The following is a 25,890-nucleotide window of genomic DNA, read 5'->3' on the forward strand; positions in this document are numbered from 1 at the left end:
GTAATGTTTTTAAGACATTTTATGCCTTTTTTTGTAATTCTACGTTAGCAGTTATTTCTACATCTTCTCCTACAAGAAGACCGCCTGCATCAAGAGTAGAATTCCATGTCATGCCATATTCCGTTCTATCGATAGTGCCTGTTATTTGGAAACCAGCTTTAGTGTTTCCGTAAGGATCTACTATAGTACCATTATATTTAACGTCAAAGGTAACAGGTTTAGTAACTCCTAAAAGCGTGAAGTCTCCCTCAAGCTTATATTTTTTTCCACTTTTCTTAAGTTTTCCTTTAAAAGTTAACTCAGGGTATTTGGCTACATTGAAGAAATCAGCAGATTTTAGGTGTTCATTTCTTTGTTCAACATCGGTGTCAATAGAGGCTGTTTTTGCTGTGAAAGATATCTCAGCGCCATCAAAGTCATCAGATGAAGAAACTACGCTACCGTCAAATTCTTGGAAAGAACCTTCTACTTCACTTATAGTCATGTGAGACACACTAAAACCTATTTTAGTATGTGCTTTGTCAAGATCCCAATTAGTTTGGGCTGAAACTCCTGTTGCGGCAGTTATTACTGCTAGTAAACTGAATAATATTTTTTTCATCTCTGTTATGTTTTAATGTTTATGTCTGCAAATATATATAATGTTTTAACATTAATGTTTAAACAATGAATATTTTTTTAAAAAAACGACCTCGGAGAATTGAGGTCGTTTTCAAATACCGATAAATTTATTAATAATTAATAACTTTCAGTCTTAGGTCTTGCTTCTTTAACTACGATGGTTCTGCCGTCGAATTCTGATTCATTAAGAGTGCTTATGGCTTCTTTAGCCGCTGCATCATCAGGCATTTCTACGAATCCAAAACCTTTAGATCGTTGTGTTTCTCTGTCAAAGATTACTTTAGCTGAGGTCACTTCACCAAAAGCTTCAAATTGTCTTTGTAGGGCTTCGCTAGTTGTTCGGTAGTTTAACTTTGCTACAAAAATGTTCATTGTAAAATAAATTAAATAAATTAAAACTGCTTGAGAAATATAGTGTAGCAAAGGTCGTTTTTTTGAAGAGCCAACGCTATTACTTTATAAATGCACAAACATTAATATAAAGATAAGAAAGAGTTTGATTAAAACTAATTATAATGCCATAAGATTATTATGTTATTTGATCATAATTATATTTATTCCATTAAATAATTAGTTTTTAACATGAAATTAAAAGCATTTAATTAATTATTCAGGAAGGGCTTCTCTTGTTTTTTTGTCAAGTAATTTTAATAATGTTGGCATTCTATAGGGGCCATCCATTTTTTTGATGTTGTCATAGGCTTCATCAGCGCTCATTCCTGCAGCTGTAATGTAGAGCGGATTTTTGCTTTCTCCCCTATGCAGTTCTCGCACTAATTTGCTGTTTTCATGGAATCCCGATTTGGCTACTCCTATAATCGGCACTTTCGGATCTAGGCTTTGGTACAAGTGAGCGCCTAATCCAGGCTTGCCTTTATCGGTTAAGGTTACATAGCCATCAATAATAATAGTGTGAATGGTATGCTCTACCTTTTCCAGTAAGCTGAGGATGCATGGTAGTTCTCTTTTGTAAAATTCACCAGGTTCGTAGTCCGCTACTCCTTCGGTTATTTCTGACAAGATGCTATATGGGGCTGCGTCTTCCCAGTTTTCAAAGAGAAGGCATACTGTTTTTGCTTTGTTACTAAAGTAAAAGGAGTCAAATGCTAAAATCATTTTGAATTGTTTTTTAAAATCAAATTTCCGGATGGTTATAGTTTGATGTAGAAATCTTTTGTTAAAAGCTTATAAGGTGTTGTCCATTCATTGCTGGGTGTATAATGTATTAATGAGTCTTCAATAGGTGCTTTTTTCACTTTAGAAAATTCCAGTAACCACCTTTCCTGAGGTTTACGTTCTTTGCTGAAAAAGCCAGTTTTCCTATTGATGAATAATTCAAAATCATTTGATTTTTCAATTAGCGACAAGCCTTCCTGGTAAGGAAGTATCACACTAAATTTACCCTGTGGTGTTAATAAATGGTTGACAGAGTTGAGCAGCTCTTCTTGGCTCAAGGTATGGTTGTGCCGCGCTTGCTGGCGGCCTTCTGATTGTGCTTTAGTGCCTCCTTGCTCAAAATAGGGAGGGTTAGATATGATCAGATCATAATAATGCCTTTCTTTTTTATTGCTTAGTTCTTGTATTGATATTGTCTTAGAAGAGAGTCGATCACTCCAGGGAGAAACCTGAAAATTCATGCTGGCTTCTGCTGCGGCTGCTTCACTTACATCAATAGCCTCAATTTTACATTGATTGCATCTTTGAGCAATCATTAGGGCGATGAGCCCGGTTCCTGTGCCTATATCCAGTACCTTCTCGGGGGCATCAACAGTGGCCCAGGCGCCAAGAAGAACACCATCGGTACCCACCTTCATGGCTGTATTTTCTTGTATGATAGAAAATTGTTTAAAGTCAAACTGATGTTTTCTGCGCATGCTCTTCCTTGTAAAGCTCAAAATTACCCAGAATATGCAAAGGATTGACAATACAGCCTAAAACCTTTCATTTTAGATGGGGAATGATATCTTTGTTAGCCTCTAAAACCATGAAAACAAATGTCAGTAAAACAAACCTATAAATCAGATTTAGAAATAGCACAATCTACGGAGCTGAAGCATATAAAGGGCATAGCACAGTCAGTAGGTATAAGTGAAGATGACCTTGAAATGTATGGAAAATACAAGGCAAAGCTTCCTTTACATCTGGTTAATGAAGAGAAAATAGCTCAGAGTACGCTCATTTTAGTTACCGCTATGACACCTACACCTGCCGGAGAAGGTAAAACTACCACTTCTATAGGTTTAGCTGAGGGACTCAATAAATTGGGTAAGCAAACTACTGTAGTACTTAGAGAGCCATCTTTAGGTCCTGTATTTGGCATGAAAGGAGGTGCAGCGGGAGGAGGTTATAGTCAGGTGGTGCCTATGGAAGATATTAACTTACATTTTACTGGAGATTTCGCTGCTATTGAGAAGGCTAATAACTTATTGGCAGCACTGATCGATAATAATATTCAAACTAAGACCAATAATCTCGGTATAGACCCTCGTACCGTAGAGTGGAAAAGAGTGATGGATATGAACGATCGTGGTCTCAGGAATATAGTTACTGGTATGGGCGGTAAGTCAGGAGGTATGATGCGTGAGACTGGTTTTAACATTACCGCGGCCTCTGAGATTATGGCTATTTTATGTTTGGCCAAAGATATTGATGATCTTAAACAAAAGATTGGTAACATCTACATAGGAGACACTTTTGATGGGAAAGCTGTTTTTGCAAGAGATCTGGGAGCGCAAGGGGCTATGGCGGCGTTGTTAAAAGATGCTATTAAGCCAAACCTGGTACAGACGCTAGAAGGAAACCCCGCCATAATTCATGGAGGTCCGTTTGCTAACATTGCACAAGGCACTAATTCTATTATAGCCACTAAAATGGGAATGTCTCTTACGCCTTATGTAGTTACTGAGGCTGGCTTTGGCGCAGACCTGGGGGCAGAGAAGTTTCTTAATATTAAGTGTGGTTATGCGGGTTTTTCGCCTAAAGCGATAGTGGTGGTAGCTACTGTAAGAGCTCTGAAATATCATGGAGGTCAAAAATTAGAAGACCTCAAAGAAAAAAACACAATGCACTTAGTGAAGGGCTTGGTAAACCTGGAAAAGCATCTGGAAAATGTCAAGTTATACGGTGTTCAGCCTGTGGTTTCAGTTAACAGATTTTCTTCTGATTCTGATGAAGAAATAGAAATAGTAAAGGAAAGGTGCGCCGAGTTAGGGGTGAAAGTGGCGGTTTCTGAAGGCTGGGAACATGGAGGTGAAGGTACTACTCAGCTGGCAGAGGAGGTGCTTAAGGCAGTGGAAGAATGTACACAACCTTTTAAGCCTGTATATGATTGGAACTGGTCTGTAGAAGATAAGATAGAAGCTGTGGCGCGTAAGGTGTATGGAGCCAGAGAGGTGGAGTTCTTACCTAAGGCTAAGCAAAATTTAAAGAAAATAGCACGTATAGGTCTCAGTGACAAGCCTATTTGCATAGCTAAAACTCAAAACTCTTTGAGTGATGATCCTCATGAGCTGGGAAGGCCTCAAAATTTTACGCTTACAGTGAGGGAGATAGAAATTGCAGCCGGAGCAGGTTTTTGCATTCCTATAACTGGCAATATGCTTAGAATGCCCGGTCTGCCAGCAGTGCCTGCTGCTATTGATATGGACATAGATAACAATGGTAAAATATCTGGGTTAAGCTAATGATATATTAATTTGTGTGATAACCTCAAGCCGAGATTTGAGGTTGGCAGTAATTATAAAAAAAGGCGTGTTATGCGAGTGGAGGCTACATCTATTAACAAGTTTACCGATCATCACTATCAAACCGTGCCTGATTTGTTGGCGGTGGAAGAACCATTAGAGCTGAGATTAGGCTTTGGAGAGGAGCATATTCGTAAAGAGCAAAGGCTCATGGTAACTATGCGTACGCCAGGAAATGATGAAGAACTGGCTGTGGGCTTTCTTTTCACGGAAGGAATAATACGCTCGGCTCAAGATATTCTTTCGGTAAAACATTGTAATCGTTTAGAGAGTGAAGAGGAGAGGGGAAATGTGATTAGGGTGGAACTGCACCCGCAAGTGAAGTTTGACCCAGAGGCTGCCCAAAGGAATTTTTACATGACCTCCAGCTGTGGAGTATGTGGTAAAAGTTCTATTGAATCGGTACAGCAATCTTGTGAAATGATCAATGCTGTTTTGAATGTTACTGAAAAAGCCATTATGGATGCCCCAGGCCAGTTAAGAGAAAAACAGAATGTTTTTGAGCATACCGGGGGGCTTCATGCTGCGGGTTTATTTAGTGAGGCGGGAAAATTGATCAGACTTAGAGAAGATGTAGGCAGGCATAATGCTCTTGATAAATTGATTGGCAGTAGTCTTTTAGATTCCTCATCAGCCTCACTTAGAGAAAGTTTTATTTTGGTAAGTGGAAGAGCCAGTTTTGAGTTGGTGCAAAAGGCTGCGTTAGCTCATGTGCCTATGTTGTTAGCTGTAGGTGCCCCTTCTAGCCTTGCCGTCAATTTAGCCAGGCAAACTAATATGACACTCATCGGGTTTATTAAGTCTAGCGGTTTTAATATTTACCATGGAGAGAAAAGGGTAGGGAAGAAAATCGAGCATTTTAAACATTAAATTAAGCATGAAAATTAGAATTAAAGGGAATTCTTTAAGGTTTAGGCTTTCTCAAAGTGAAGTAGCCATTATAGGTAAGGAAGGTGTGGTTAGCGACAGTGTTGATTTTGGAGATAGAAAATTGATTTATGGGATGGAAGTTACTGAAGACAGTGAACTATCTGTAAGTTTTAATGGCACCTTTGTGACCATAAGAGTGCCAGAACAAACTTTATCTGAGTGGGTTAATACTGATAAGGTAGGTTTTGATGCAGAAATATCCTTGCCTCAAGGAGATATTTTAACAGTGCTGGTGGAAAAAGATTTTCAATGCCTTAAAGCCCGACCGGGAGAAGATGAAGAGGATCTTTATAAGAATCCTTTGGCTCAGTAAATTGTAAATGATAACGCTATGGATAAGAAAAAGATAAAGGCACAGCCTCCTGAAGGTCATGATAAGTTGTTATATGGTCAGAAAACAGAGGTGGCCGCTGGAATAAAGGCCATAAAATCATCTTTAGAACATGTTTTTGGAGAAGTAGGAGTGGTGGAAGGTTCCAAGGCTCTGCTTAAGCTGAATCAGTTCGATGGTTTTGACTGCCCTGGGTGTGCCTGGCCTGATCCTGACAAGCATAGATCCATAGCTGAATTTTGCGAAAATGGCGCCAAGGCGGTGGCCGAAGAGGCTACTAAGGCAAGGGTTGATGGTGAATTCTTTGCAAAATATTCTGTTCAAGAGCTTTCTGAATGGTCGGATTATGAAATAGGTAAGAGCGGAAGAATAACCGATCCTATGATTTTAAGAGAGGGGAGTGCCCACTATGAGCCCATTGCTTGGGATGAAGCTTTTAAAACTATAGGTGGCCACCTTAATGCATTGAATTCTCCTGATGAGGCAATATTTTATACTTCAGGAAGAACTAGTAACGAAGCTGCCTTTTTGTACCAGCTTTTTGTTAGGCAGTTTGGTACTAATAATTTGCCAGATTGCTCTAACATGTGTCATGAATCTAGTGGCACGGGGCTGACTGAGACAGTGGGAATAGGCAAAGGATCAGTCAAGTTAGATGATTTTTACAAGGCAGAGGTGATCATGATCATGGGGCAAAACCCTGGCACGAACCATCCGAGGATGCTAACGGCACTTGAAAAGGCAAAAAGCAAAGGGGCTAAGATCGTTTCGGTAAATCCACTTCCTGAAGTAGGTCTTATGACTTTTAAGCATCCTCAAAATGTAAAAGACATGCTTGGGAAGGGTACTAAGCTCACAGATCACTTTTTGCAAGTAAGAATTAACGGAGATGTGGCTCTCTTAAAAGCGTTGATGATAATGCTTTTTCAGATGGAAGAGCAAAACCCGGGAAAAGTACTTGATCATCAATTTATAGAAGAAAAGACTGCAGGGTATGAAGATTTTAAAAATGATCTATTAAATCATGATTTAGATAACCTTATTAGCCAGACAGGTATAGAAGCACCTGCTATAAGGGAGGTGGCTGAGCTTTTGGCTGCCAAGAACCAGATTATTATTTGTTGGGCCATGGGCCTTACTCAGCATAAAAATTCTGTAGATAATATTCGTGAAATAGTAAATCTACTTTTGCTAAAAGGAAGTATAGGTAAGCCGGGAGCAGGAACCTGCCCAGTAAGAGGTCATAGTAATGTTCAAGGAGATAGAACTGTAGGGATTTGGGAAAAACTTCAGCCGGAATTCGCGAAGAAACTTCAGGATACTTTTCATTTTGCCCCTCCTGAAAAAGACGGTTATGATGTTGTTAAAGCGATAAAAGCAATGCATGAAGGTGAAGCCAAAGTGTTTTTTGCCATGGGAGGAAATTTTCTTTCTGCTACGCCTGATACTGAATACACGGCTAAGGGATTAATGAATTGTGACTTAACTGTACAGGTATCCACCAAACTTAATAGAAGTCATTTAGTTCATGGTAAAACAGCTATAATACTTCCATGTCTTGGTAGAACAGAGCGAGATATTCAGTCGTCGGGTCAGCAATTAGTTTCTGTAGAAAACTCTACAGGAGTAGTACATAGCTCCAGAGGAAATAAAAGGCCTGCTTCAGATAATTTATATAGTGAGCCTAGGATAGTGGCAGAATTGGCCAAGCACACTTTAGGAGATAGAAGCACTGTAGATTGGGATGATATGGTGGCTAACTATGATAATATAAGAGACGGAATAGAGAAGACCTGCTCCGGATTTGATGATTTTAATGAACGAGTACGGTTGCCTGGAGGATTTTATCTACCCAATGGAGCTAGAGAGGCGGAGTTTCATACCGATACAAAGAAAGCGAATTTTACGATTAACGAATTAGCCGATCATCAGCTCAAAGAAGGTCAATACATCATGATGACTATCAGAAGTCATGATCAGTATAACACCACGATATATGGCTTGCATGATAGGTACAGAGGCGTTCATTATGATAGAAGAATAGTGCTGATGAACGAAAAAGATATGTCCAAGGCAGGGTTAAAGCCAGAGCAAAAGGTGGATTTAGTGAGCGTGTATGATGGTGAGGAAAGAGTGGCCAGAAGCTTTTTGGCGATTCCTTATGATATACCTACTCAGTGTGTGGCGACCTATTTCCCTGAAGCTAATGTGCTAGTGCCTCATAATAAATATGCTACAAAGAGTAATACCCCTATTTCTAAGTCTGTAGTGATAGAAGTAAGGAGTTAATGGCCTTAATTGCAGGAAAATAAGTGGCATCAAAAGTTCTAGACTGAACTGATCTTTCGCTTTTGATGCCACCTAGTTATAAATATATCGGTGTTAATATTTCTGTACTTTTATATCCACTAAAAGACGGTCACTATTGCGTTCTTTAGTTCTAATAGCTCCTTTTTTTCCTTCAGCTGTTTCAAATAAAATCACATTAGGGATGGAATTGCCGCTAAAGCTCTCTTCATCATCTTTAGTGATAGAAAATTTTGATAAGGCTGCATCATCCTTCATTTCATTAAAATCTTCTGCGGTCATTATAACTTCACTTTGATAGTTCATAAAATAAGTTTCTGAAGCATTAGGAATATCAAATGATGATGAAGTTGGACTTTGGAAGAAGTTAACAGAATGGCCGAAGCTGCCAAAAGTGATATCTATAGAAGCTCCATTTTCTTCGGTAACTTCACTATCAGTAAACTTTTTACCATCTTTAATAGAGAAGAATCTTCCGTAGCTATCATCTGATTCCAAGCCAAATTCTACATTTGAAAACTCAATTATAGCATTATTTCCTTTTATGTTGATAGTAGCCGTTTTCTGATCTCCCCGTCCACGTGACGCCTAAGCAGTAAGCGTTATTTTAAATTCTCCTGCTTTATCTACCATGATTTCAGAGGGAGTATGTTCTATAGAGGTCATAACTGAGGCTCCTTCGGAAAATTCCCATTTGTAATTATATGCACCAGTAGAGGTGTTTCGTCATCATCAGAGCAAGAGAATACGAGTAAACTTGCAGTCAAGATTAATGTCAGCAATTTGTTTATAAAAAAATATTTATTTTTATAGTTTAAAAAATATTTCGCGAGTCTAAGTAAAAAGACTTTCAAAAGATAGGTTTATAAGGATACATAATATAATTTCTGATAATAAAAACTTAATTATGTGTTTTTTTTAAGGATTTTTAATTGACAAGATTAGAATTTTTTCCTTGAAAATATGGTTACAATTGGCCTTTTAAATTCATTAATTTGCTCAATAACCATTGTATATTGTGCCTAAACTACCTAAACTACCCTATTTAATATAATTTATGAGAGCACTTTTTATTCTTATTATAAGTGCAGTAATTACTCTAACGTCATATTCTCAAAGTTTTCAAAAGACAATATATGGAGTTGAGGAGGGGTTGGTGACTCATTTGATTAAAGCGGTAGAGTTTGATTCTCTAGGTTTTTTATGGGTGGGTACAGATGAAGGCCTCGTTAGGTATGACGGACGCGAGTTTCAAAACTATCCTCAGGCTACTCCAAGTAGATATATTAAAGATATTATTTATACAGGAAACCAATTGCTGGCCGTTTCTGATTTGGGTATTACAGAAATTGTTCCTGGCATTTCTGAAGTGCAATTTAAAGAGTACTTTAAAGGAAGTATCTATATGTCTGATAGTACTTTGTGGTATCCTAAAAAGATTTTCATAGATAGTAAATCTAATAAATGGGTATCAGAACCTGCCAGCGTGGTAAAGCTTCAGGGAAAGCGCTTGACAAGATACACATTTGATGCCAGTGAGTTTTCACACAGCTTTCTAGATTCCTTCTCTTTCTTTGAAATGGAAGATGAGTTATACGTTATTGCCTACGGAGGTCGTATGTATCGCTATGATGAAGAGGATGATGAATTTAAAAGAGAGTCACTGAAGTCAGACATTCCCTTAATGAATGTAAATGTATGTTTAGATTTAGGAGATACTATCCTAGTGGGTAATATAAGTGGAGTGCATAAAGTATGGCGATCTGAAGATGGGTTTCATGGTGAAAGAGTGGATGAGATCCCTGTGAAAGAGGTGGCTAATATAGTAAGGTATGACAGTACTCAGATACTTATAGGTACTTTTCAAAATGAGCTTTTATTAGTAAAGGAGCGTGACCTTTCTGTTCAAGATAAGTATGATATTTTAAGATCTAATGATATTTTGGTCAATAGCGACGGCCATTTTTGGGTAGGGTCAGATGAAGGTCTTGTCATGCTTAAGAAAAATTACTTTAGACAGATTAATAATAGTGATCATTATATTGAGGCTATTATGCCCTTGGATGATAAGGTTTACTATTCCCACAAAGATGCGCTTATTAAATTGGAGCACAATGAAGATGGTTATGAGCAATCTACTATTGTAACAGGGAATAATGAGTTTTTTATCGCTATTGCTGGGATAGGGTCTGATGTTTGGGTAAGTAATAAATTTAACATATTACACCTGCAGGAAGATGTAATTACGGATACTGTTCGGCTATCCAATCAAATGAGTTTTGTGTCTTTTATGTATGCAGATAGTAAACATAATCTATGGATTCATCAGCAGAATATGGACGGTATCTGTAAGCTGGATCCTGAGGGAGTGCTAAAGCATTATAAAAGTAAAGACGGTGTTGATGGTATGCTGATTTCTGGCTGTGAGGTGAATGGAACCTTATATTTTGGTGGCATAGGTGAAGATTCTTACCTCTATAGGTATGATGAAAAATCTGATCGTTTTGTTAATGAAAGTGTGCCTATAAGCTTTGAGTTAAGTGATAATTTTGAGATATCAGATTTAGCGGCCAGGAACGATACGCTTTGGCTAGCTTCCACTGATGGTGTTATTCAATATGTTAATGGCACAGTGAATAGGCTAGAGTTGGGAAGCATGACCACCATTCCTGTAAGAGCTGTAGCACTGGAAAGTGAATTTGTGTGGTTGGTCAATACTATGGGGGTTGTTAGGGTTGACCTCACTAATATGCAAAGTTGGATCTCCTTTGATAAAGATTCTGGGCTGCCTTCTAGTTCCGGTAACCCCAGAGATTTGAGGGTTGATGATAATGGTACTAAATGGGTAGGTACGGCTCTTGGGCTATCCTCTTCAATACAGGGCGGCCAAAAGTTTAATAACACACAAAAGCCTTTTTTAACTGATTTGATTATTAATGGAAGAGAGTGGAGCTTAGATGATATTAGCAATAAGTCCATTCCTAATCATTCAATAGTTGAGCTGCATTTTCTGTCGTTGACTTTCCCTGGTTCTTTGCTTACTTATCAGTATAAAATAAATGATAGCGCACCATGGGCCGATCTTGAGTTAAATAATATAGTTAAGCTCAATGAGCTTGACGCCGGCACATATACACTGCAGATACGAGCTCGGCAAAGTGGAAACTATTTATGGAGTGAGTCTGAAAAGATTGAATTTACTGTTGCAGAGCCTTTTTATTCAAGGAGGTGGTTTGTAATAGCTTGTATTGTCACTGCCTTTATAGTTATTTATGCATTATCTGCGTACTATTCTTATAGACTTAGGAAGGCAAAAGATAAGTTAAATGCCATAGTAGAGGATAGAACTGCCCAGCTTAAGCTTTCTAATCAGCAGCTTCGCCAGACCAATAAAGAGTTGGATATGTTTGTCTATTCAGCCTCTCATGATTTAAAAGCTCCATTATCTTCAATGATAGGCTTGCTTAACCTGTATAACCTGGAAACTACTCAGGAGTCTAAAGATGAGCTGATACAGAGAATGAGGGAAAGTATTCTTAAGCTAGATTCTTTTATAAAAGATGTGATAGCTTACTCTAAAAATTCTCGTCTTGATGTTATTAAAGAGGAGATTGATTTTAATGAAATAATTAGTGAAGTTTTTAGTGTATATAAATACCTAAACCATTTTAATAAAATTAAAAGAGTAGTAAGAGTGGAGAGGGGGGTATATTTTTCTGATAAAAACAGGCTTCGGATTATTTTTAATAATTTGATTTCTAACAGTATCAGATATTGTGATACAGATAAAGAAGATTCTCTAATAGAAATCTTGGTGAGTAAGAAAGATAACTTTATATATATTACCGTTACGGATAATGGGATAGGTATTCCTGAGCAATACCTAAGTAATATTTTTGACATGTTTTTCCGCGCAGATGAATCCCGATCCGGCTCCGGACTGGGTCTGTATATAGTGAAGGAGGCTGTAACATTACTTAATGGTGAAATAGAAGTAGAGTCTACCTTTGGCCAAGGCACCTCTTTTAATGTGAAATTACCTGCCTAGAAAATCAATTTAGATATAGTAGGAGTTTACGTGGGTTAGCTTGATAGTCTGGATGGAATTGTCTTATAGCCTAAAATAGAGTTAGCTTTTCGTAACATTATAAGGAGTTATAATGATCACTTAAATAACCTTTTATAGTAAATGGTGAAGACATGAGGAGGGTATGGTGCTGAGATCAAATGATGGGCAGGAATAATTAAGTTATTATCTTGCCCTAATTTTAGCCTTCACTACCCTTGGAGATTGTTCAGCAAGGACATAGGCCAGATATTCTTCATGGTTGATTTTATCGTTACCTTTAATAGAAGCTATGATTTTTTCGTATTGATCAAAGCCAAGCTGCATAGAGGCAAAGGTGTGAATAGATTCCTGGTCGAGCTGTGCCTTCAAACGGGTGGCGAGTAGTTGAGAATCTTGAAAGTTGAGTATTACTATTTTTTCTAAGGAGGCTGCTGTGGCTGATTTTTTGGCTTTAGTTAGCCAATCATGAATAGTGAGTACACCTTGATCAAAAAACGTGACATTGACTTTTTGAATAATAGCCTCAAAGCCAAATACTCCGAATATTGAATACCAGACCCACCTGGGGCCAGCTAATAAAAATGATGTTTTGGTGCTGCCAGGAGCTGGGAGGTTATTATCTATTAAGTTAGCGGATAGCAATGTAGTGATAATATTACCTATCATCATAATAAGAATGTAAAAGACGAAAGAGGAAGTGATAATACTTCTCAGATCATTCGTTTTTGCATCTATTGATATTTGTATGGTTGCTAGTAATACTGATAGTAAAGAGCTTACAAGGAGCGCGCAGGCTACGTCATTCATCTAACCATTTTTTCGATTTCTAATCCTTCTCTGGTGGGATAGAATTTATCAAAATCATGAAAAGCTGAAGGTTGTCGGTTAATTAGGCCAAGCATCTCGAGTTCATTCAAACTAGCTTCAATAGAGACGGGGTTATATTGTCTCTCCAGTTCAGATCTGGATAATATCCTCGACTTCAGAATTCGTTTAAACAAATTCAGCATATCTGGTTTTGCCAGCAAACTAATCAATTCATTATCTCTACCCATGGTGTTAAATATATCGCTTTTCTATAATATAATCTATGATATTAACGATTTATTGATGATTATGGTTCTGTTTTAACAGATGTCTTTAGATGAAAAATCCTGTAATATGAAGATTTATAGGTGATTGTGATTTTTTAGTGTCAAAATTACCCTTAGCTCTTACTGGTAATAGTATCTGCTTGAAGATAATTTCACAATGTATCTGATTTCTACAAAGACGATGGCACCTTCTGCTTTTTAGTTTTAGTATGATCATCACCTCTTCCAAAAAGAGAAGAGGTGATGAGTTGCTTATAGGTTTAATGTAAGCATCGAGTTAATTCTTCCAACTCATAGCTATCATTTAGGTCCGGACAGTAAGCAATATTTCCATACCCTTTAACAAAGTTGAGTGTGTTTTCATTGGAGAGACTATAAATCACTTTAAACTTATCTCCTGAACTGAAATCTCTAAAATCCAAATTTAAGGTGGTGTCTGACTTTACTTTTAAGCTAGACTTATGGGTGATCTTCCGCTTTTCATCTAAGATGATCATATCAAAATACGTTTCGGACTTAGGGTAAAGGCGTAAATTTAAGTGATCAACTACCGGGTTAGGGTAAGCTCTAATTCTTAAATTAGTTTCGTTAGAGATTCCTGAGTTGGTTATTGCAGTCTCATTTTGCTGCTCGGCTAAAATTCCAAAACCTTCTATGTTCTCGTTATCTGTAGAAAGCCATTGGTCTGAAGGGTCAAAGCCGAATTCCCCGTTATCTACTCCATACTTAGTAGTTAATACAAAAGAATTAATTCTGAGTACTGACTCATCATCTTTGCTGCAGGATGCTGCCAATATGGATGAAATTGCCAATATATAAATGAGTGTTTTAGCCATTAATATTTAGTGATTATTAATAAAATTCAATTGAATGCTTTCTCCATTTTCTCTACAATCTTATCGTTACAAAGATTGCCTATGCTACCTTCATGGGTATGATGCACTTCTTTGCTGGGAGAATAGTTGCCTTCTTCTATCTCTTTTCCTACTTTTTGGTAAGCCTCTCTAAATGACAGACCATTCTGCACTTCTTTATTTACTACTTCTACGCTATACAGATAATCATACTTAGGATCATTAATAGCTTCTTTATTGATGATAATATGCTGAAGCATGAATTCACAAATCTGGAGGCATGATTTTAACTCGAAAAGGCCTGCAAAAAGGCTTTCTTTTAAGAGTTGGAAATCTCTATGGTAGCCGCTAGGCAAGTTATTAGTGATCAATGTTAGCTCAGTAGGGAGGGCCTGAATTTTATTGCATTTTCCTCTGATCAGCTCAAATACGTCAGGATTCTTTTTGTGTGGCATAATGCTAGAGCCTGTGGTGAGGTGAGCAGGGAAAGTGAGAAATCCAAAATTTTGACTCATATACAGGCATACATCCATAGCAAATTTAGCTAAGGTGCCCGCTGTACTGGCTAAGGCGAAGCTTACCGATTTTTCCAATTTACCACGACTCATTTGGGCAGCTACGGAGTTATATTTTAATGTAGCGAATTCTAGCTTTTGAGTGGTAGATGTTCTGTTGATAGGGAAGGAGCTTCCGTAACCTGCCGCTGATCCTAAAGGATTTTGATCAGATATTTTGAAGGCTGCATTTAGAAAATGAATATCATCAATTAAGGCTTCTGCGTAAGCGCCAAACCACATGCCGAATGAAGAAGGCATGGCGATTTGCAGGTGTGTGTAGCCAGGGATAAGCACGTCCTTATGCTCATTACTTAGTGAAATTAAACGATCAAAAAGATTCTTTACCAGGCTTTTGATAGTGAATACTTCCTCTTTACAGAATAGGTGCATGTCTACCAAAACCTGATCATTACGAGAGCGCGCAGTATGTATTTTTTTTCCAGCCTCACCCAGCTTTTCAGTAAGTTGATGTTCTATTTTTGAGTGTACATCTTCAAAGCTTTCCTCTATAGTAAAGTCTCCCGATTCAATATTGGTAAGAATGGCTCTGATTTCTTTATCAATGCCTTTGATATCCTCATCAGTGAGTATGCCCACTTCATGCAGCATTTGTGCATGAGCTAGTGAGCCTAGCGCATCATATTTTGCCAGGTGTAGGTCTAGCTGACGATCATTACCTACTGTAAATTCCTCTACTGCACTTTCTATTTTATATCCTTTATCCCAAAGTTTCATGTCTATTTTGTTTGTTTATTAACGACTATGTTGAAACACGATAGGCTTTATTTGTCAAAAAATATTGAAATATAGCCTAAAGTATTATGAGTGTTTCAGGCGTTAATCTTTTAAAAATCTTTCTAATAAATCTATGTAAGTATCTATGCCTTCTTCTATCTGGTGAACATAAATAAACTCATCTGCCGAATGTGAACGCTTAGAGTCTCCCGGCCCAAGTTTTATGCTCGGTGCGTTGATTAAGGCTTGGTCTGACATGGTAGGTGATCCATAGGTTTTCATGCCTTTTTCAATGGCTTTTTTTACCAATGGGTGATCCATGCTGATGCCTGAGGGCTTTAATCGGGTGCTGCGTGGTGTCACTTCACTTAGCGTGTTTTCTTTTATAATCTCTAGCAAACCTTCGTGAGAGTAAGCATCGGTAAGGCGAATGTCTACTACAAAGTGGCATTCATCTGGCACCACATTGTGCTGGGTGCCAGCGTTTACCTGGGTTACATTCATGTGTACAGGTCCCAAAGTAGGAGACACCTTTTCAAACTCATATTTCCTAAACCACTCGATGTCGGTTACAGCTTTGTAAATGGCATTTTCACCTTCATTTCTGGCGGCATGGCCGGCTTTACCTTTTGCTACACAGTCTAAAACCATAAGGCCTTTTTCTGATACAGCCACCTCCATACTGGTGGGCTCTCCCACAATGGCCAGGTCAATAGTACCTAATAATGGTAGAATGCTTTCAATACCATCTTTGCCGGACACCTCTTCTTCGGCAGTAGCCGCATAAATGAGGTTATGGGTAAGGTTTTCCTGTTCGTAAAAATGAAGGAAGGTAGCTAGCAATGATACTAAAGGACCTCCGGCATCATTGCTGCCTAACCCATAAAGTTTTCCTTCCATTATTTCAGCGGCATGAGGATCTCTCGTATAACCAGAATTTGGTTTAACCGTATCATGGTGTGAATTAAGCAAAATAGTAGGCTTTTCTGTAGAGAAATGCCTGTTCTTAGCCCAAATATTATTTCTACTACGTTGGTATTCTATATCTTTCTCTTGTAAAAACTGCTCAAGTAAGTCTCCGGTTTTGTCTTCTTCTCTTGAGAATGAAGGAATGGAGATGAGTGATTTTAAAAGTGAAATAGCTTCTTCTTTTATTGTCATAATAAGCTTGTGCCTATAGGAGAGGTTAAGTTCAGCGCATGTTTTACAGTTACACCTACATTGTGTCTTTTAGCTAAAAAAGCATTGTCCAGCTTAGGTATCATACCTTGGTGGATTACGCCATCATCTTTTAGTTGCTGAAAGTGCAAATAGGTAAGTTCTCTTATAAGGCTGTTATCATCTTCCACATCGAGCAGTACACCATTTTTTTCGAAGCAATAGATCAGTTCAGTATCATATTCTCCAGACAGAGCAATGGCTAGAGAAGAAGCCATGGTGTCAGCATTGGTGTTAAGCAGTTGACCCTGTTTATCATGAGTTAATGCACAAAATACGGGTACCAGGCCTCCATTAATTAAAAAGCTGAGCTTTTTTGTATTAATATTAGCTACGTCTATATCGCCTACAAAACCGTAATCTACTTCTTTTACAGCTCTTTTATGAGCAGTTATGGTGTTAGCATCGGCCCCTGTTAGTCCTATTGCATCAGTGCCTAAGCTTTGAAGTAGTGCAATGATATTTTTATTTACAAGTCCTCCGTAAACCATAGTTACTACTTCTAAGGTAGTAGCATCAGTCACTCTCCTGCCATCTACCATTTGAGTAGGTATTTTTAATCTTTTGGATATGTCTGATGCTATTTTACCGCCACCGTGAACCAGTAATTTTGCGCCGTCAAGCTGCCCGAATTCTTTGAGCACAGTTTGCAGCATTTCCGGATCATCAATAACATTTCCTCCTATCTTAACTATGGTTAGTTTCGGTTTCATAAGTTTTCTAAAATTTCCTGTAATACGGCCTGAGCGGCATATTCTCTATTTTTTGCTTCCTTGTAAATCATGGAGTTGTCAATAACCTCATCCGTGGCTATTACATTTCTTCTTATTGGTAAACAATGCATAAACTTACCATTGTTAGTTAAGCTCATTTTTTCAGAAGTTATTCTCCAATCTTCTTTTACTTCTGGTTTTTCACCATAATGATGATAGCTGCTCCAATTTTTAGCATAAATAATGTCCGCATCTTTAAACGCTTCTTCTTGATTATAAGATACATTAGCTCCAGCCATAAATTCATCTGCAAGCTCGTATCCTTCTGGGCAAGCGATGGTGAGATCAGCATCAGTTACTTTTACCCATTCCGCAAAAGAATTAGGTACTGCCTGTGGTAATATTCTGGGGTGTGGTGCCCAGCTAAGTACTACTTTGGGTTTTTTAATGCCTATTTCTTCAATAGTTACCAAATCAGCTAGCGATTGTAACGGATGGCGTGTGGCAGACTCCAGGCTTACCACGGGTACATCACTATATTTTATGAAATTAGAAATTACTTCTTCGTTATAATCGGCATTTCTGTCTTTAAGGCCAGGGAAAGTTCTTACACCAAGTATATCTACATATTGGCTCATTACTTTTACCGCATCTTTAATATGCTCCTGACTATCACCATCCATCACGGCTCCATCATTAAATTCTATTTTCCACCCGTCTTTATCTATATTCATATTAATGACGTTCATGCCCAGGTTCATGGCCGCTTTTTGGGTGCTCATCCTGGTTCTTAAACTAGGGTTGAAGAATACAAGTCCCATGGTTTTGTTTTTTCCTATGGGATTAGAAAATGGATCTTTTTTTATATCTATTGCCTTCTTTACTAACCCTTTCGGGTCTTCTGTGTCCTTAACGGAGATGAATTTCTTCATTAGCCTTTATTTTTCCTATTGCAGTATTTAATTTCTGTATAAACAAATTAGCATCATTTTCACTTAGACTCAAAGGAGGAAGAAGTCTAAGTACATTGGGGTGAGATGCTACCCCCGTAAAAACATGCTCTTCTTGAATAAGCACTTGTCTTAATTTTTTTATTGGAAAGTCAAACTCAATTGCAATCATGAGTCCTCTTCCTCTAATTTCTTTTATTTCTGGTATTTCTAAGAATTTACTTAGTAAATAGTTGCCCAGTTTAGCTGCATTTTGAATCAGTTTTTCATTATCTAAAACCTCCAATACTGCCAGCGCGGCAGCACACGCCAGGTGGTTGCCTCCAAATGTAGTACCCAGTTGCCCTTGTTTAGCTTCAAACTCAGGGCTGATTAATACACCGCCTATGGGAAAACCATTCCCCATGCCTTTGGCGGTAGTGATCAGGTCTGGTTTTATCTGAGCATATTGATGGGCAAAGAATTTGCCGGTGCGGCCATAGCCTGACTGAACCTCATCTAATATTAATATAGCATTATATTCTTTGCAAAGCTTACTTAAGCCTCTTAAAAACTGATCATCAGGGATATGAATGCCTCCAACCCCTTGTATGCCTTCAATAATAACAGCGCATACGTTGCCTTTGCTCAATTCATCTTCTACAGCCTCCAGATCATTCAGCTCTACAAAAATGGTATGATCAGTTTTGTTGATGGGGGCAGAGTAATTTACGTTGTCAGTAACTCCCACAGCAGCCGAAGTACGACCATGAAAAGCCTTTTTGCAGGCGATTACTTTACTCTTATTCGTATGAAATGAAGCCAGTTTTAATGCGTTTTCATTGGCTTCAGCTCCAGAATTGCATAAGAACAAATCATAGTCTTCATAATCAGATAGCTGCCCCAGCTTTTCTGATAGCTCTTTTTGCAGTGGTATTTGCACCGAGTTGGAGTAAAAGCCTAACTGCAGTAGTTGCTCATTTATTTTATTTACATAAACAGGGTGAGAGTGGCCAATGGATATAACGGCATGACCTCCGTAAAAATCCAGGTATTCCACGCCATTTTTATCTATTATTTTGCAGCCTTCGGCTTTTACCGGTTCTATATCTAAGAGTGGATATACATCAAATGGCTTCATGATTTTTTCATTTTATTAATTCTGTCATAAGAAGTTACAAGGCCTTTTATCAAAGCAGAGCTGAGTCCATTGTGCTCCATTTCATTGAGTCCGGCAATGGTGCAGCCTTGTGGCGTTGTTACTTTATCAATTTCTTGTTCAGGGTGGCTTTCACTGTTATTGAGTAAGCTGGCAGCGCCTAGGCAAGCTTGCACAGCTATTTTTTGAGCGTCTTCAGCATCAAAGCCTAGCTGTACACCTCCTTGGGTGGTAGCTCTGATAAATCGCATCCAAAAAGCGATGCCGCTGGCGCAAACCACTGTGGCGGCCTGCATCAGGTTTTCTTCAATAACCATAGTTTTACCTACACAATTAAATATAGTTTGAACAGCATCCAGCTTACTTTTGCCAGCTTTATTGCAAGCTATGCAAGTCATAGATTGCCCTACAGCTATGGCTGTATTAGGCATAGCTCTGATAATAGGTAGGTCAAAGCCAATCATCTCTTCAATTTCTTCAGTTGATACTGCAGTAATTACAGATATCAGCGTATGTTTATCTTGGTGGATAGCTGGCTTTACTTCATCAATTACATCTTTTAATTGCTTGGGTTGTACAGCAAAAATGATGATATCAGCATCTTCTACGGCCTTCCTGTTGTCTGAGGTGATGGTGGTAGCTGGGTGGCTAACGTTTTTAATGGCATTGGTGTCTCTTCTGGTGAGAATGGCCTGGTTGTTTTCTAATAGTCCGCCAGTTTCCAGCCCTTTGTATATGGCTAATCCTAAATTGCCTGCCCCAAGAATGGCTATAGATTGCTTTTGCATGGTTAAAATAAGTTAGCTTTGAGTCTAAGTCCGGTGCTTTGGTCTAGCCCAAACATGAGGTTCATATTTTCCACGGCTTGTCCTGAGGCACCTTTGAGTAAGTTATCAATAATACTGGTGACAAGTATTTTATTCTTATGCTTTTCTACACTTACAATGGCATTATTAGTATTTACTACCTGCTTTAAATGTATGCTGCTGTCAGTCACCGTGATGAAGGCTGCATCGGCATAAAATTCCTGATATAGTTTTAGTGCCTCTTCTGCGGTGCCATCAAAGTGAGTATAAGCTGAAGCCAGAATTCCTCTACTAAAGTTACCTCTCACAGGAATGAAATTGATGTCTTGATCAAAGTCAGCTTGAAGGCTTGTAATGCTCTCGGTGATTTCTATTAAGTGTTGGTGTTCAAAGGCCTTGTAAATAGAAATGTTGTTGTTTCTCCAGCTGAAATGTGTGGTGCCACCAGGGGCTTGCCCTGCTCCGGTAGAGCCGGTAATGGCATTTACATGTACTTCTTGCTGAAGTAAGCCTGCCTGTGCTAGTGGTAGCAATGCTAGCTGTATAGCAGTAGCAAAACAGCCTGGGTTAGCTATGTTCTGGGCGTTAATGATTTTTGAGCGGTTGAGCTCTGGCAAGCCATATACAAACTGCCTATTACCTAATTGAGATTGGGCTTGATGTCTGAAGTCTTGACTAAGATCAATGATTTTTGTAGAATCACTGAAAGTATGGTTGTCTAAAAATTCTTTCGATTTTCCATGACCCTGGCATAGAAACACCACATCGGCCTCTTTTATTTCATCTGTGAATTTTAAGGGTGTCTGCCCTAGCAGGTCATCATGAATGGAGGTGATGGCTTGTCCAGACTGGCTATTGCTATATAGGTATGCTATTTCAGTATCAGGGTGGTTGATGAGAATTCTAATAAGCTCTCCAGCTGTATAACCAGCCGCCCCAATTATTCCTGCTTTAATCATTGTTTAAGTATTTAGTTAGAGCTGGTTTGTGCAAAATGCCAGCAGAAGAAAGCCAATGCTGTGATTGTTTAGACATTGGCTTTCTGGTGTTTTTATAATTCGTTTACGGCGTAGAAAATTTTGGTCTGGTTGGCCAAAATTTTAGTAAAGCCTTTGACATCTTCACCGCTCCAGCCTTTGTTCATTTCTCCGTAGTTACCAAATTTAGAAGTCATAAGATCGTGCTCAGACTCAATGCCTAGTAAGGCAAATTGGTAAGGGCTGAGCTTAAGGTGCACTTTGCCAGTTACAAACTGCTGGGTATCATCCATGAATTTTTCAATATTGCGCATAATAGGGTCGAGGTACTGACCTTCATGCATCATCATGCCATACCAGCTTGATAGTTGTTCTTTCCAGTGCTGTTGCCATTTGGTAAGCGTATGCTTTTCTAGTAAGTGATGAGCTTTAATAAGCAATATTGGGGCAGCTGCTTCAAATCCTACTCTTCCTTTTATACCAATAATGGTATCTCCCACATGTATATCTCTGCCTATGGCATATTCGCTACCTATTTTGTTTAATAGTTGTATAGCCTTCGGAGCACTCATGCTTTCTCCATCAATAGCCGTTATTTCGCCTTCTTTAAATTCTAAAGTAATGCTTTTAGGCTCTTTATTAGTGAGTTGGCTAGGGTAAGCTTCTTCTGGCAGAGCTTCTTTAGAAGTAAGCGTTTCTGCACCGCCTACGCTGGTGCCCCATAAGCCTTTGTTGATGGAGTATTTGGCTTTCTCCCAGTTCATATTCACCCCATGAGATTTTAAATAATCTATTTCTTGCTGGCGTGAAAGCTGCAAGTCACGAATAGGGGTGATTATTTTAGCTTCAGGAGCCATAATGTTGAATACCAAGTCAAAACGAACCTGATCATTTCCTGCTCCTGTGCTACCATGAGCTATATATTCTGCATTATTTTCTTTGGCATACCTTGCTATGGCCATAGCCTGAAAAACTCTCTCCGCACTTACTGAAAGGGGATAGGTATTGTTTTTTAGAATATTACCGAAAATAAGGTATTTGATAGCTTTTTGATAGAACTCATCTACCACATCGATGCTTTCATGATGCGCTACTCCAAGTTCCAAAGCATGTTTTTCAATTGCTTTAAGCTCCTCCTGATCGAAGCCACCGGTGTTAACCAACACAGAGTGAACTTCCATGTTCAGGTCGTGTTTTAAATATTTTACACAATAGGAGGTGTCTAGTCCTCCACTAAAAGCTAAAACAACTTTACTTTGGTCAGCCATGATAATTTATTAGAATTTTTAGGATCTTGATTATTTAATTTTAGTTTGATTTTTCCTTTCAGGCGATCAGCGCCATCTTTTAAAAATCCTGTGAATCGCTTCCATCTTTCTTCTTTAGTAAGCTTGGCAGAAGTGGACTTAGTTTGCCTTGCAGGATCGTAGATCATACCTGTGCAGAGGCAGTGAGCCCTGTTAGTACGAGTAAGGATGTCATAGTTTTTGCAGCTCTGACAGCCCTTCCAGAAGTCTTCGTCAGTAGTGAGCTCTGAGAATGTTGTAGGTCTATAGCCTAGGTCAGAGTTTATTTTCATCACTGCCAAGCTGGTAGTGATTCCAAATATTTTAGACTCTGGATATTTCTTTCTTGAGAGCTGAAAAATTTCGTCTTTAATGCGCTTGGCCAGTCCTGTATTTCTAAAATCAGGATGTACAATGAGACCTGAGTTAGCTACATACTTACCATGCCCCCAGGTTTCAATATAACAAAACCCTACTGGCTGATTGTCAGAAATGGCGATAACCGCTTTTCCTTCCATCATTTTAGCGCTTACGTATAGAGGTGAACGCTTAGCGATACCGGTGCCTCTCTGGGCTGCGGCGCGCTCCATCATGTTACAAATTTCTTCCGCAAACTCAAGATGATCCTCGTTCGCGATAGTGAGTTTTATTTCCGACATTATTGAAAATCGAAATTATTTAAGTGAATGCCTGGCGGCAAAAATTTAAAATAAATATACTAAATGGTGTGTGTGATTGCGCCGGGACGTACCCACGCATAGATTATATTACCCCAAAAGGGGCCTAAATGTCCTTATCCTAAACTCAGGGGCATACACAACCACAGCCGGAGAAGCTGGGTAGTTTTTTAGTGTATATGAGTTAGTACTGGTCATTTGCATTCAAAGGTTAAAAACTTATTTGGAATAACCAAATAAATAAACTTGTAATTTTATTTATCCTTAAGACTTTATAAAACTGAAAAGTCACATCCAGATAATAAAAGTTTACAATTTATTAATGTTCAGTATTTTAATTAAATATTAAAATATATAACTTTATTTTGTAATTACAGTTTAAATAAAATATATGATATATTAAATAAGTGAAATAAAAAATAGTTGGCTATGAAAAATAATTACCTAACCTACTTCCTCAGTGCATTTTTGGCTTTAGCATATCTCTTCTCGACGGAAGCCATTTAAGAGCTATCTTAATATTATTAAAAATGCAATGGATGATTTTCCATTGTATGTTGCACCTATCTGACATGTGATTATAGGCTGTTGGCAAATTAATATCTCTAACTCAGAGTATTAAGCGGACTGTCAGTAAGCAGAGTGGTATTGCTGTCTCTTTCTCTTTATTGTAAGAGATGAGAAGAAGCATGCTTAGTGCTTTGTCTTGCTCAAAAGGTTCATCATGATCACTCATTTTGATGGCCATACGAGTATCATATTCCCATCATTTATAGGCTTTCACTTTAATTATTTAAATAAGTGTGAAATGATATTTTGCGCGTATTTATTTGAAAATCAAGAAGCTATAATGGATGGTTTGATTCATCTTAAACTTTTAAAATTTAGTCTACCATGAAAAATTTAATCACAAAAACCATTTTGCAGATCCTTTTTGCGTTGGTCTGTACCTTATCTTATGCTCAAATATCTTTAGTGAAGGACCAATTTTACGGCTCTTTTTATCCATCTGAGTATACTTATGACTATAAGTTTACGCAAACAGATGAGGCTGTTTATATCAGCGGAAGTCAAGCAATTCTTAGAACTGATGGAACAGAAACAGGAACTTATATTATGGAAAGTACCTCTACTGCTGATTTCTTTAGCTTAGAAAATTATGTGTATTACAGAGATGACTATGCTTCTTATGATGTCTATAAGAGTGATGGTAGAGCATATGCTTCTAGTTTGTTTCGATCATACTATTCTGATACCGTATATAACTTTTGGGGTACGGTGTTCTCGGAAGAGATAGCCGTGGTGGGGATTGTAAGTAACAATGAAGGTTTTGTAAGTATTATTTATCCTGATGGTACTAATAAGGATTATCATGGCCATTATAGTTGGGCTACTCGGCCTTATGTTTTTGGCGATGAGGTGTATTATAGAGGTACTACAGATTCTACCTTATATGGCATATATCGGATAAAAGATAAAGAGCAAGAGCTCCTTGGTTATACGCCGGAAAAACTCAGTTATTATGAACCTTTTGAGGTGGTCGAAATAGGCGATGACGTGTATAGTTTAATAGTAAGTGATAAGACTAATGACTATTCAGATGGGCAATATACAGAATTATGGAAGGTGAATGAAAATGATATTGAACTCATTTCTACGTTTCCTGATAACTTGATAATCGACGAATATGTAAAAGTAGGTGATTTTAGTTTTTTCAAATTTGCAGAACATGATTATAATGATGGTCACATATTAGGCTATCAAGTATGGATTTCTGACGGAACGGCTGAAGGAACTAAGAAATTTATGACTGGCAAGGCTAACCTGATAGGAGGGGATGCTAAGCTTTTTGTAAGTAATGACAAGGGCTTTTGGAGTTATGATGTGCTTACAGGTGCCAGGGAATATCTTGATTCTAAAGGACTTGAGAAACATGATTTGAATCATCAGTATGGAGATCAGATTTATTTTTGGAAAAATAATGGTCACAAGGTTGAGCTATGGACTACTGATGGTACCTCTAAAGGTACTAAAATGATTTTCAGAAATAAGGTTAATATGCTTGTTTATGAGCCGTCAGCAGTGCATGATGGTATGGTGCTTTTTGTAGCAGAACATTACCCTACTAGTCCTGATGAATATGATCCTGACCTAGATTATGGCGCGGAAATATACAGATATCCTATTGGAGTGAGTAGGGTGATGTCTTTTACGCAGGGAAAAAAAAATAACGGAGGTAAGATACCTGAAGAGCGTAGTGATGCAGGTAATACCTTGGCTAACCCTCAGGAAAATAATGATTATAACTTTGTGGCTCTGGGTTTTGGAGGAAGCATTACTTTAGAGCTGGCTAGTAAGGTTTGGGATGACGGCACAGCAGAGCCGGATATGATCCTAGTAGAAACCAGCTATGGTAGGGCCGATCAATACTGTTATTCTGATGAGGATAATAATTATCCTGAGCAAGCTTTTGTAGAAGTGTCAGAAGACGGCATCAGCTGGTATAGTTTACCTAACCTTTATTGTAGAACATCTTTTATTGATATTAAGCCAGCCGTAGACCAGGGTATGGAATATGCCCGTTACATTAAAATAACTGATGCTTCCAATAGCTCACTCTTTCCCCCCTCAGCAGATGGGTATGATGTAGATGGAATAATTATTAACAGGGAGATAGTAGAAGCAGCTAGTAAGGCGCTTGTTGATGCTCGTATAGCAAGCAATGATTTGACTAATGGCTTCAATCCTGCCTTTTTCAATACTTTGCCTAATGAAGAGGAAGAGTCTTCTAATGGCGTTTCAGCTTTGAAAGCCTATCCTAACCCTATAACCCAAGGTCTGGTTACTCTTAGTGTATCTATGGATGTAGCCCAAAAAGGAAGCA

At 38.3% G+C, this 25,890-nt stretch carries 23 protein-coding genes; 6 read left to right on the forward strand and 17 right to left on the reverse strand.

Annotated features, from left to right (window positions below):
- Positions 1-19: 19 nt before the first annotated feature.
- The 4 genes from JL102_RS18300 to JL102_RS18315 all read right to left on the reverse strand — a co-directional run bounded on the left by JL102_RS18300 (position 20) and on the right by JL102_RS18315 (position 2,495).
- Complete coding sequence (locus tag JL102_RS18300; protein ID WP_202245896.1) at positions 20-601, reverse strand: YceI family protein; 582 nt, start codon at positions 599-601, stop codon at positions 20-22.
- 137 nt (positions 602-738) lie between these two features.
- Positions 739-993, reverse strand: coding sequence for an RNA recognition motif domain-containing protein (locus JL102_RS18305; RefSeq protein WP_202245897.1), 255 nt, complete (start codon positions 991-993; stop codon positions 739-741).
- A 234-nt stretch (positions 994-1,227) separates the two neighbouring features.
- Complete coding sequence (locus tag JL102_RS18310; RefSeq protein ID WP_317191650.1) at positions 1,228-1,776, reverse strand: endonuclease V; 549 nt, start codon at positions 1,774-1,776, stop codon at positions 1,228-1,230.
- Positions 1,773-2,495, reverse strand: a complete 723-nt coding sequence (locus tag JL102_RS18315; RefSeq protein ID WP_202245899.1) for a tRNA1(Val) (adenine(37)-N6)-methyltransferase — start codon at positions 2,493-2,495, stop codon at positions 1,773-1,775. The genes JL102_RS18310 and JL102_RS18315 overlap by 4 nt, the downstream gene beginning before the upstream one ends.
- Before the next feature lie 120 nt (positions 2,496-2,615).
- On the opposite strand from JL102_RS18315, the gene JL102_RS18320 reads away from it, so the two are divergent.
- The 4 genes from JL102_RS18320 (at position 2,616) to JL102_RS18335 (ending at position 7,914) form a co-directional block, all read left to right on the forward strand.
- Positions 2,616-4,304, forward strand: coding sequence for a formate--tetrahydrofolate ligase (locus JL102_RS18320; protein ID WP_202245900.1), 1,689 nt, complete (start codon positions 2,616-2,618; stop codon positions 4,302-4,304).
- 72 nt (positions 4,305-4,376) lie between these two features.
- Entirely contained in the window at positions 4,377-5,234 is an 858-nt protein-coding gene (gene fdhD, locus JL102_RS18325) for a formate dehydrogenase accessory sulfurtransferase FdhD (RefSeq protein WP_202245901.1), read from the forward strand.
- Between the two features lie 7 nt (positions 5,235-5,241).
- Positions 5,242-5,607 carry a DUF7009 family protein gene (locus tag JL102_RS18330; protein WP_202245902.1) on the forward strand — a complete coding sequence of 122 codons (366 nt, stop codon included), beginning with the start codon at positions 5,242-5,244 and terminating at the stop codon, positions 5,605-5,607.
- Between the two features lie 18 nt (positions 5,608-5,625).
- Positions 5,626-7,914, forward strand: a complete 2,289-nt coding sequence (locus tag JL102_RS18335; RefSeq protein ID WP_202245903.1) for an FdhF/YdeP family oxidoreductase — start codon at positions 5,626-5,628, stop codon at positions 7,912-7,914.
- 93 nt (positions 7,915-8,007) lie between these two features.
- Here the strand turns inward: JL102_RS18335 and JL102_RS18340 are convergent, their stop codons facing one another.
- A complete protein-coding gene (locus tag JL102_RS18340) occupies positions 8,008-8,430 on the reverse strand; it encodes a hypothetical protein (protein ID WP_202245904.1) in 423 nt (140 codons plus the stop codon).
- 559 nt (positions 8,431-8,989) lie between these two features.
- Here JL102_RS18340 and JL102_RS18345 point away from each other — a divergent pair.
- Positions 8,990-11,980 (forward strand): sensor histidine kinase, encoded by a 2,991-nt coding sequence (locus JL102_RS18345; RefSeq protein ID WP_202245905.1) that lies wholly within the window; start codon positions 8,990-8,992, stop codon positions 11,978-11,980.
- Between the two features lie 204 nt (positions 11,981-12,184).
- Here JL102_RS18345 and JL102_RS18350 read toward each other — a convergent pair whose 3' ends face one another.
- The 12 genes from JL102_RS18350 to JL102_RS18405 form a co-directional block, all read right to left on the reverse strand.
- The gene (locus tag JL102_RS18350) at positions 12,185-12,808 is read right to left on the reverse strand and encodes a hypothetical protein (protein WP_202245906.1); all 624 of its coding nucleotides are present in this window, start codon (positions 12,806-12,808) and stop codon (positions 12,185-12,187) included.
- Complete coding sequence (locus JL102_RS18355) at positions 12,805-13,056, reverse strand: hypothetical protein (protein WP_202245907.1); 252 nt, start codon at positions 13,054-13,056, stop codon at positions 12,805-12,807. The genes JL102_RS18350 and JL102_RS18355 overlap by 4 nt, the downstream gene beginning before the upstream one ends.
- A 299-nt stretch (positions 13,057-13,355) precedes the next feature.
- Positions 13,356-13,931 (reverse strand): hypothetical protein, encoded by a 576-nt coding sequence (locus JL102_RS18360; protein WP_202245908.1) that lies wholly within the window; start codon positions 13,929-13,931, stop codon positions 13,356-13,358.
- A gap of 26 nt (positions 13,932-13,957) precedes the next feature.
- The gene (argH, locus tag JL102_RS18365; RefSeq protein ID WP_202245909.1) at positions 13,958-15,241 is read right to left on the reverse strand and encodes an argininosuccinate lyase; all 1,284 of its coding nucleotides are present in this window, start codon (positions 15,239-15,241) and stop codon (positions 13,958-13,960) included.
- 102 nt (positions 15,242-15,343) lie between these two features.
- Complete coding sequence (locus tag JL102_RS18370) at positions 15,344-16,402, reverse strand: M20 family metallo-hydrolase (RefSeq protein ID WP_202245910.1); 1,059 nt, start codon at positions 16,400-16,402, stop codon at positions 15,344-15,346.
- A complete protein-coding gene (gene argB, locus JL102_RS18375) occupies positions 16,399-17,172 on the reverse strand; it encodes an acetylglutamate kinase (protein ID WP_202245911.1) in 774 nt (257 codons plus the stop codon). The genes JL102_RS18370 and argB overlap by 4 nt, the downstream gene beginning before the upstream one ends.
- Complete coding sequence (locus JL102_RS18380; RefSeq protein WP_202245912.1) at positions 17,169-18,104, reverse strand: N-acetylornithine carbamoyltransferase; 936 nt, start codon at positions 18,102-18,104, stop codon at positions 17,169-17,171. The genes argB and JL102_RS18380 overlap by 4 nt, the downstream gene beginning before the upstream one ends.
- Positions 18,082-19,242 carry an aspartate aminotransferase family protein gene (locus JL102_RS18385; RefSeq protein WP_202245913.1) on the reverse strand — a complete coding sequence of 387 codons (1,161 nt, stop codon included), beginning with the start codon at positions 19,240-19,242 and terminating at the stop codon, positions 18,082-18,084. The genes JL102_RS18380 and JL102_RS18385 overlap by 23 nt, the downstream gene beginning before the upstream one ends.
- Positions 19,239-20,048 (reverse strand): pyrroline-5-carboxylate reductase, encoded by an 810-nt coding sequence (gene proC, locus JL102_RS18390; RefSeq protein ID WP_202245914.1) that lies wholly within the window; start codon positions 20,046-20,048, stop codon positions 19,239-19,241. Before proC ends, JL102_RS18385 begins: the two co-directional genes overlap by 4 nt.
- A gap of 2 nt (positions 20,049-20,050) precedes the next feature.
- Positions 20,051-21,025, reverse strand: coding sequence for an N-acetyl-gamma-glutamyl-phosphate reductase (gene argC, locus JL102_RS18395; RefSeq protein ID WP_202245915.1), 975 nt, complete (start codon positions 21,023-21,025; stop codon positions 20,051-20,053).
- A gap of 92 nt (positions 21,026-21,117) precedes the next feature.
- Positions 21,118-22,311 carry an argininosuccinate synthase gene (gene argG / locus JL102_RS18400; protein ID WP_202245916.1) on the reverse strand — a complete coding sequence of 398 codons (1,194 nt, stop codon included), beginning with the start codon at positions 22,309-22,311 and terminating at the stop codon, positions 21,118-21,120.
- Entirely contained in the window at positions 22,284-22,988 is a 705-nt protein-coding gene (locus tag JL102_RS18405; RefSeq protein ID WP_202245917.1) for a GNAT family N-acetyltransferase, read from the reverse strand. Before JL102_RS18405 ends, argG begins: the two co-directional genes overlap by 28 nt.
- A gap of 912 nt (positions 22,989-23,900) precedes the next feature.
- On the opposite strand from JL102_RS18405, the gene JL102_RS18410 reads away from it, so the two are divergent.
- Positions 23,901-25,890, forward strand: a 1,990-nt coding sequence (locus tag JL102_RS18410) for a hypothetical protein (RefSeq protein ID WP_317191649.1), incomplete at its 3' end; no start/stop codon positions are given.

This window comes from Fulvivirga sediminis, from assembly GCF_016757215.1.
GTDB lineage: Bacteria > Bacteroidota > Bacteroidia > Cytophagales > Cyclobacteriaceae > Fulvivirga > Fulvivirga sediminis.

Excerpts from the sequence above, each read along its gene's own strand:
- JL102_RS18300 (WP_202245896.1), bottom strand. The coding sequence starts at position 601 with ATGAAAAAAATATTATTCAGTTTACTAGCAGTAATAACTGCCGCAACA.
- JL102_RS18305 (WP_202245897.1), bottom strand. The coding sequence starts at position 993 with ATGAACATTTTTGTAGCAAAGTTAAACTACCGAACAACTAGCGAAGCC.
- JL102_RS18315 (WP_202245899.1), bottom strand. The coding sequence starts at position 2,495 with ATGCGCAGAAAACATCAGTTTGACTTTAAACAATTTTCTATCATACAA.
- JL102_RS18320 (WP_202245900.1), top strand. The coding sequence starts at position 2,616 with ATGTCAGTAAAACAAACCTATAAATCAGATTTAGAAATAGCACAATCT.
- fdhD (WP_202245901.1), top strand. The coding sequence starts at position 4,377 with ATGCGAGTGGAGGCTACATCTATTAACAAGTTTACCGATCATCACTAT.
- JL102_RS18330 (WP_202245902.1), top strand. The coding sequence starts at position 5,242 with ATGAAAATTAGAATTAAAGGGAATTCTTTAAGGTTTAGGCTTTCTCAA.
- JL102_RS18335 (WP_202245903.1), top strand. The coding sequence starts at position 5,626 with ATGGATAAGAAAAAGATAAAGGCACAGCCTCCTGAAGGTCATGATAAG.
- JL102_RS18345 (WP_202245905.1), top strand. The coding sequence starts at position 8,990 with ATGAGAGCACTTTTTATTCTTATTATAAGTGCAGTAATTACTCTAACG.
- JL102_RS18350 (WP_202245906.1), bottom strand. The coding sequence starts at position 12,808 with ATGAATGACGTAGCCTGCGCGCTCCTTGTAAGCTCTTTACTATCAGTA.
- JL102_RS18355 (WP_202245907.1), bottom strand. The coding sequence starts at position 13,056 with ATGGGTAGAGATAATGAATTGATTAGTTTGCTGGCAAAACCAGATATG.
- JL102_RS18360 (WP_202245908.1), bottom strand. The coding sequence starts at position 13,931 with ATGGCTAAAACACTCATTTATATATTGGCAATTTCATCCATATTGGCA.
- argH (WP_202245909.1), bottom strand. The coding sequence starts at position 15,241 with ATGAAACTTTGGGATAAAGGATATAAAATAGAAAGTGCAGTAGAGGAA.
- JL102_RS18370 (WP_202245910.1), bottom strand. The coding sequence starts at position 16,402 with ATGACAATAAAAGAAGAAGCTATTTCACTTTTAAAATCACTCATCTCC.
- argB (WP_202245911.1), bottom strand. The coding sequence starts at position 17,172 with ATGAAACCGAAACTAACCATAGTTAAGATAGGAGGAAATGTTATTGAT.
- JL102_RS18380 (WP_202245912.1), bottom strand. The coding sequence starts at position 18,104 with ATGAAGAAATTCATCTCCGTTAAGGACACAGAAGACCCGAAAGGGTTA.
- JL102_RS18385 (WP_202245913.1), bottom strand. The coding sequence starts at position 19,242 with ATGAAGCCATTTGATGTATATCCACTCTTAGATATAGAACCGGTAAAA.
- proC (WP_202245914.1), bottom strand. The coding sequence starts at position 20,048 with ATGCAAAAGCAATCTATAGCCATTCTTGGGGCAGGCAATTTAGGATTA.
- argC (WP_202245915.1), bottom strand. The coding sequence starts at position 21,025 with ATGATTAAAGCAGGAATAATTGGGGCGGCTGGTTATACAGCTGGAGAG.
- argG (WP_202245916.1), bottom strand. The coding sequence starts at position 22,311 with ATGGCTGACCAAAGTAAAGTTGTTTTAGCTTTTAGTGGAGGACTAGAC.
- JL102_RS18405 (WP_202245917.1), bottom strand. The coding sequence starts at position 22,988 with ATGTCGGAAATAAAACTCACTATCGCGAACGAGGATCATCTTGAGTTT.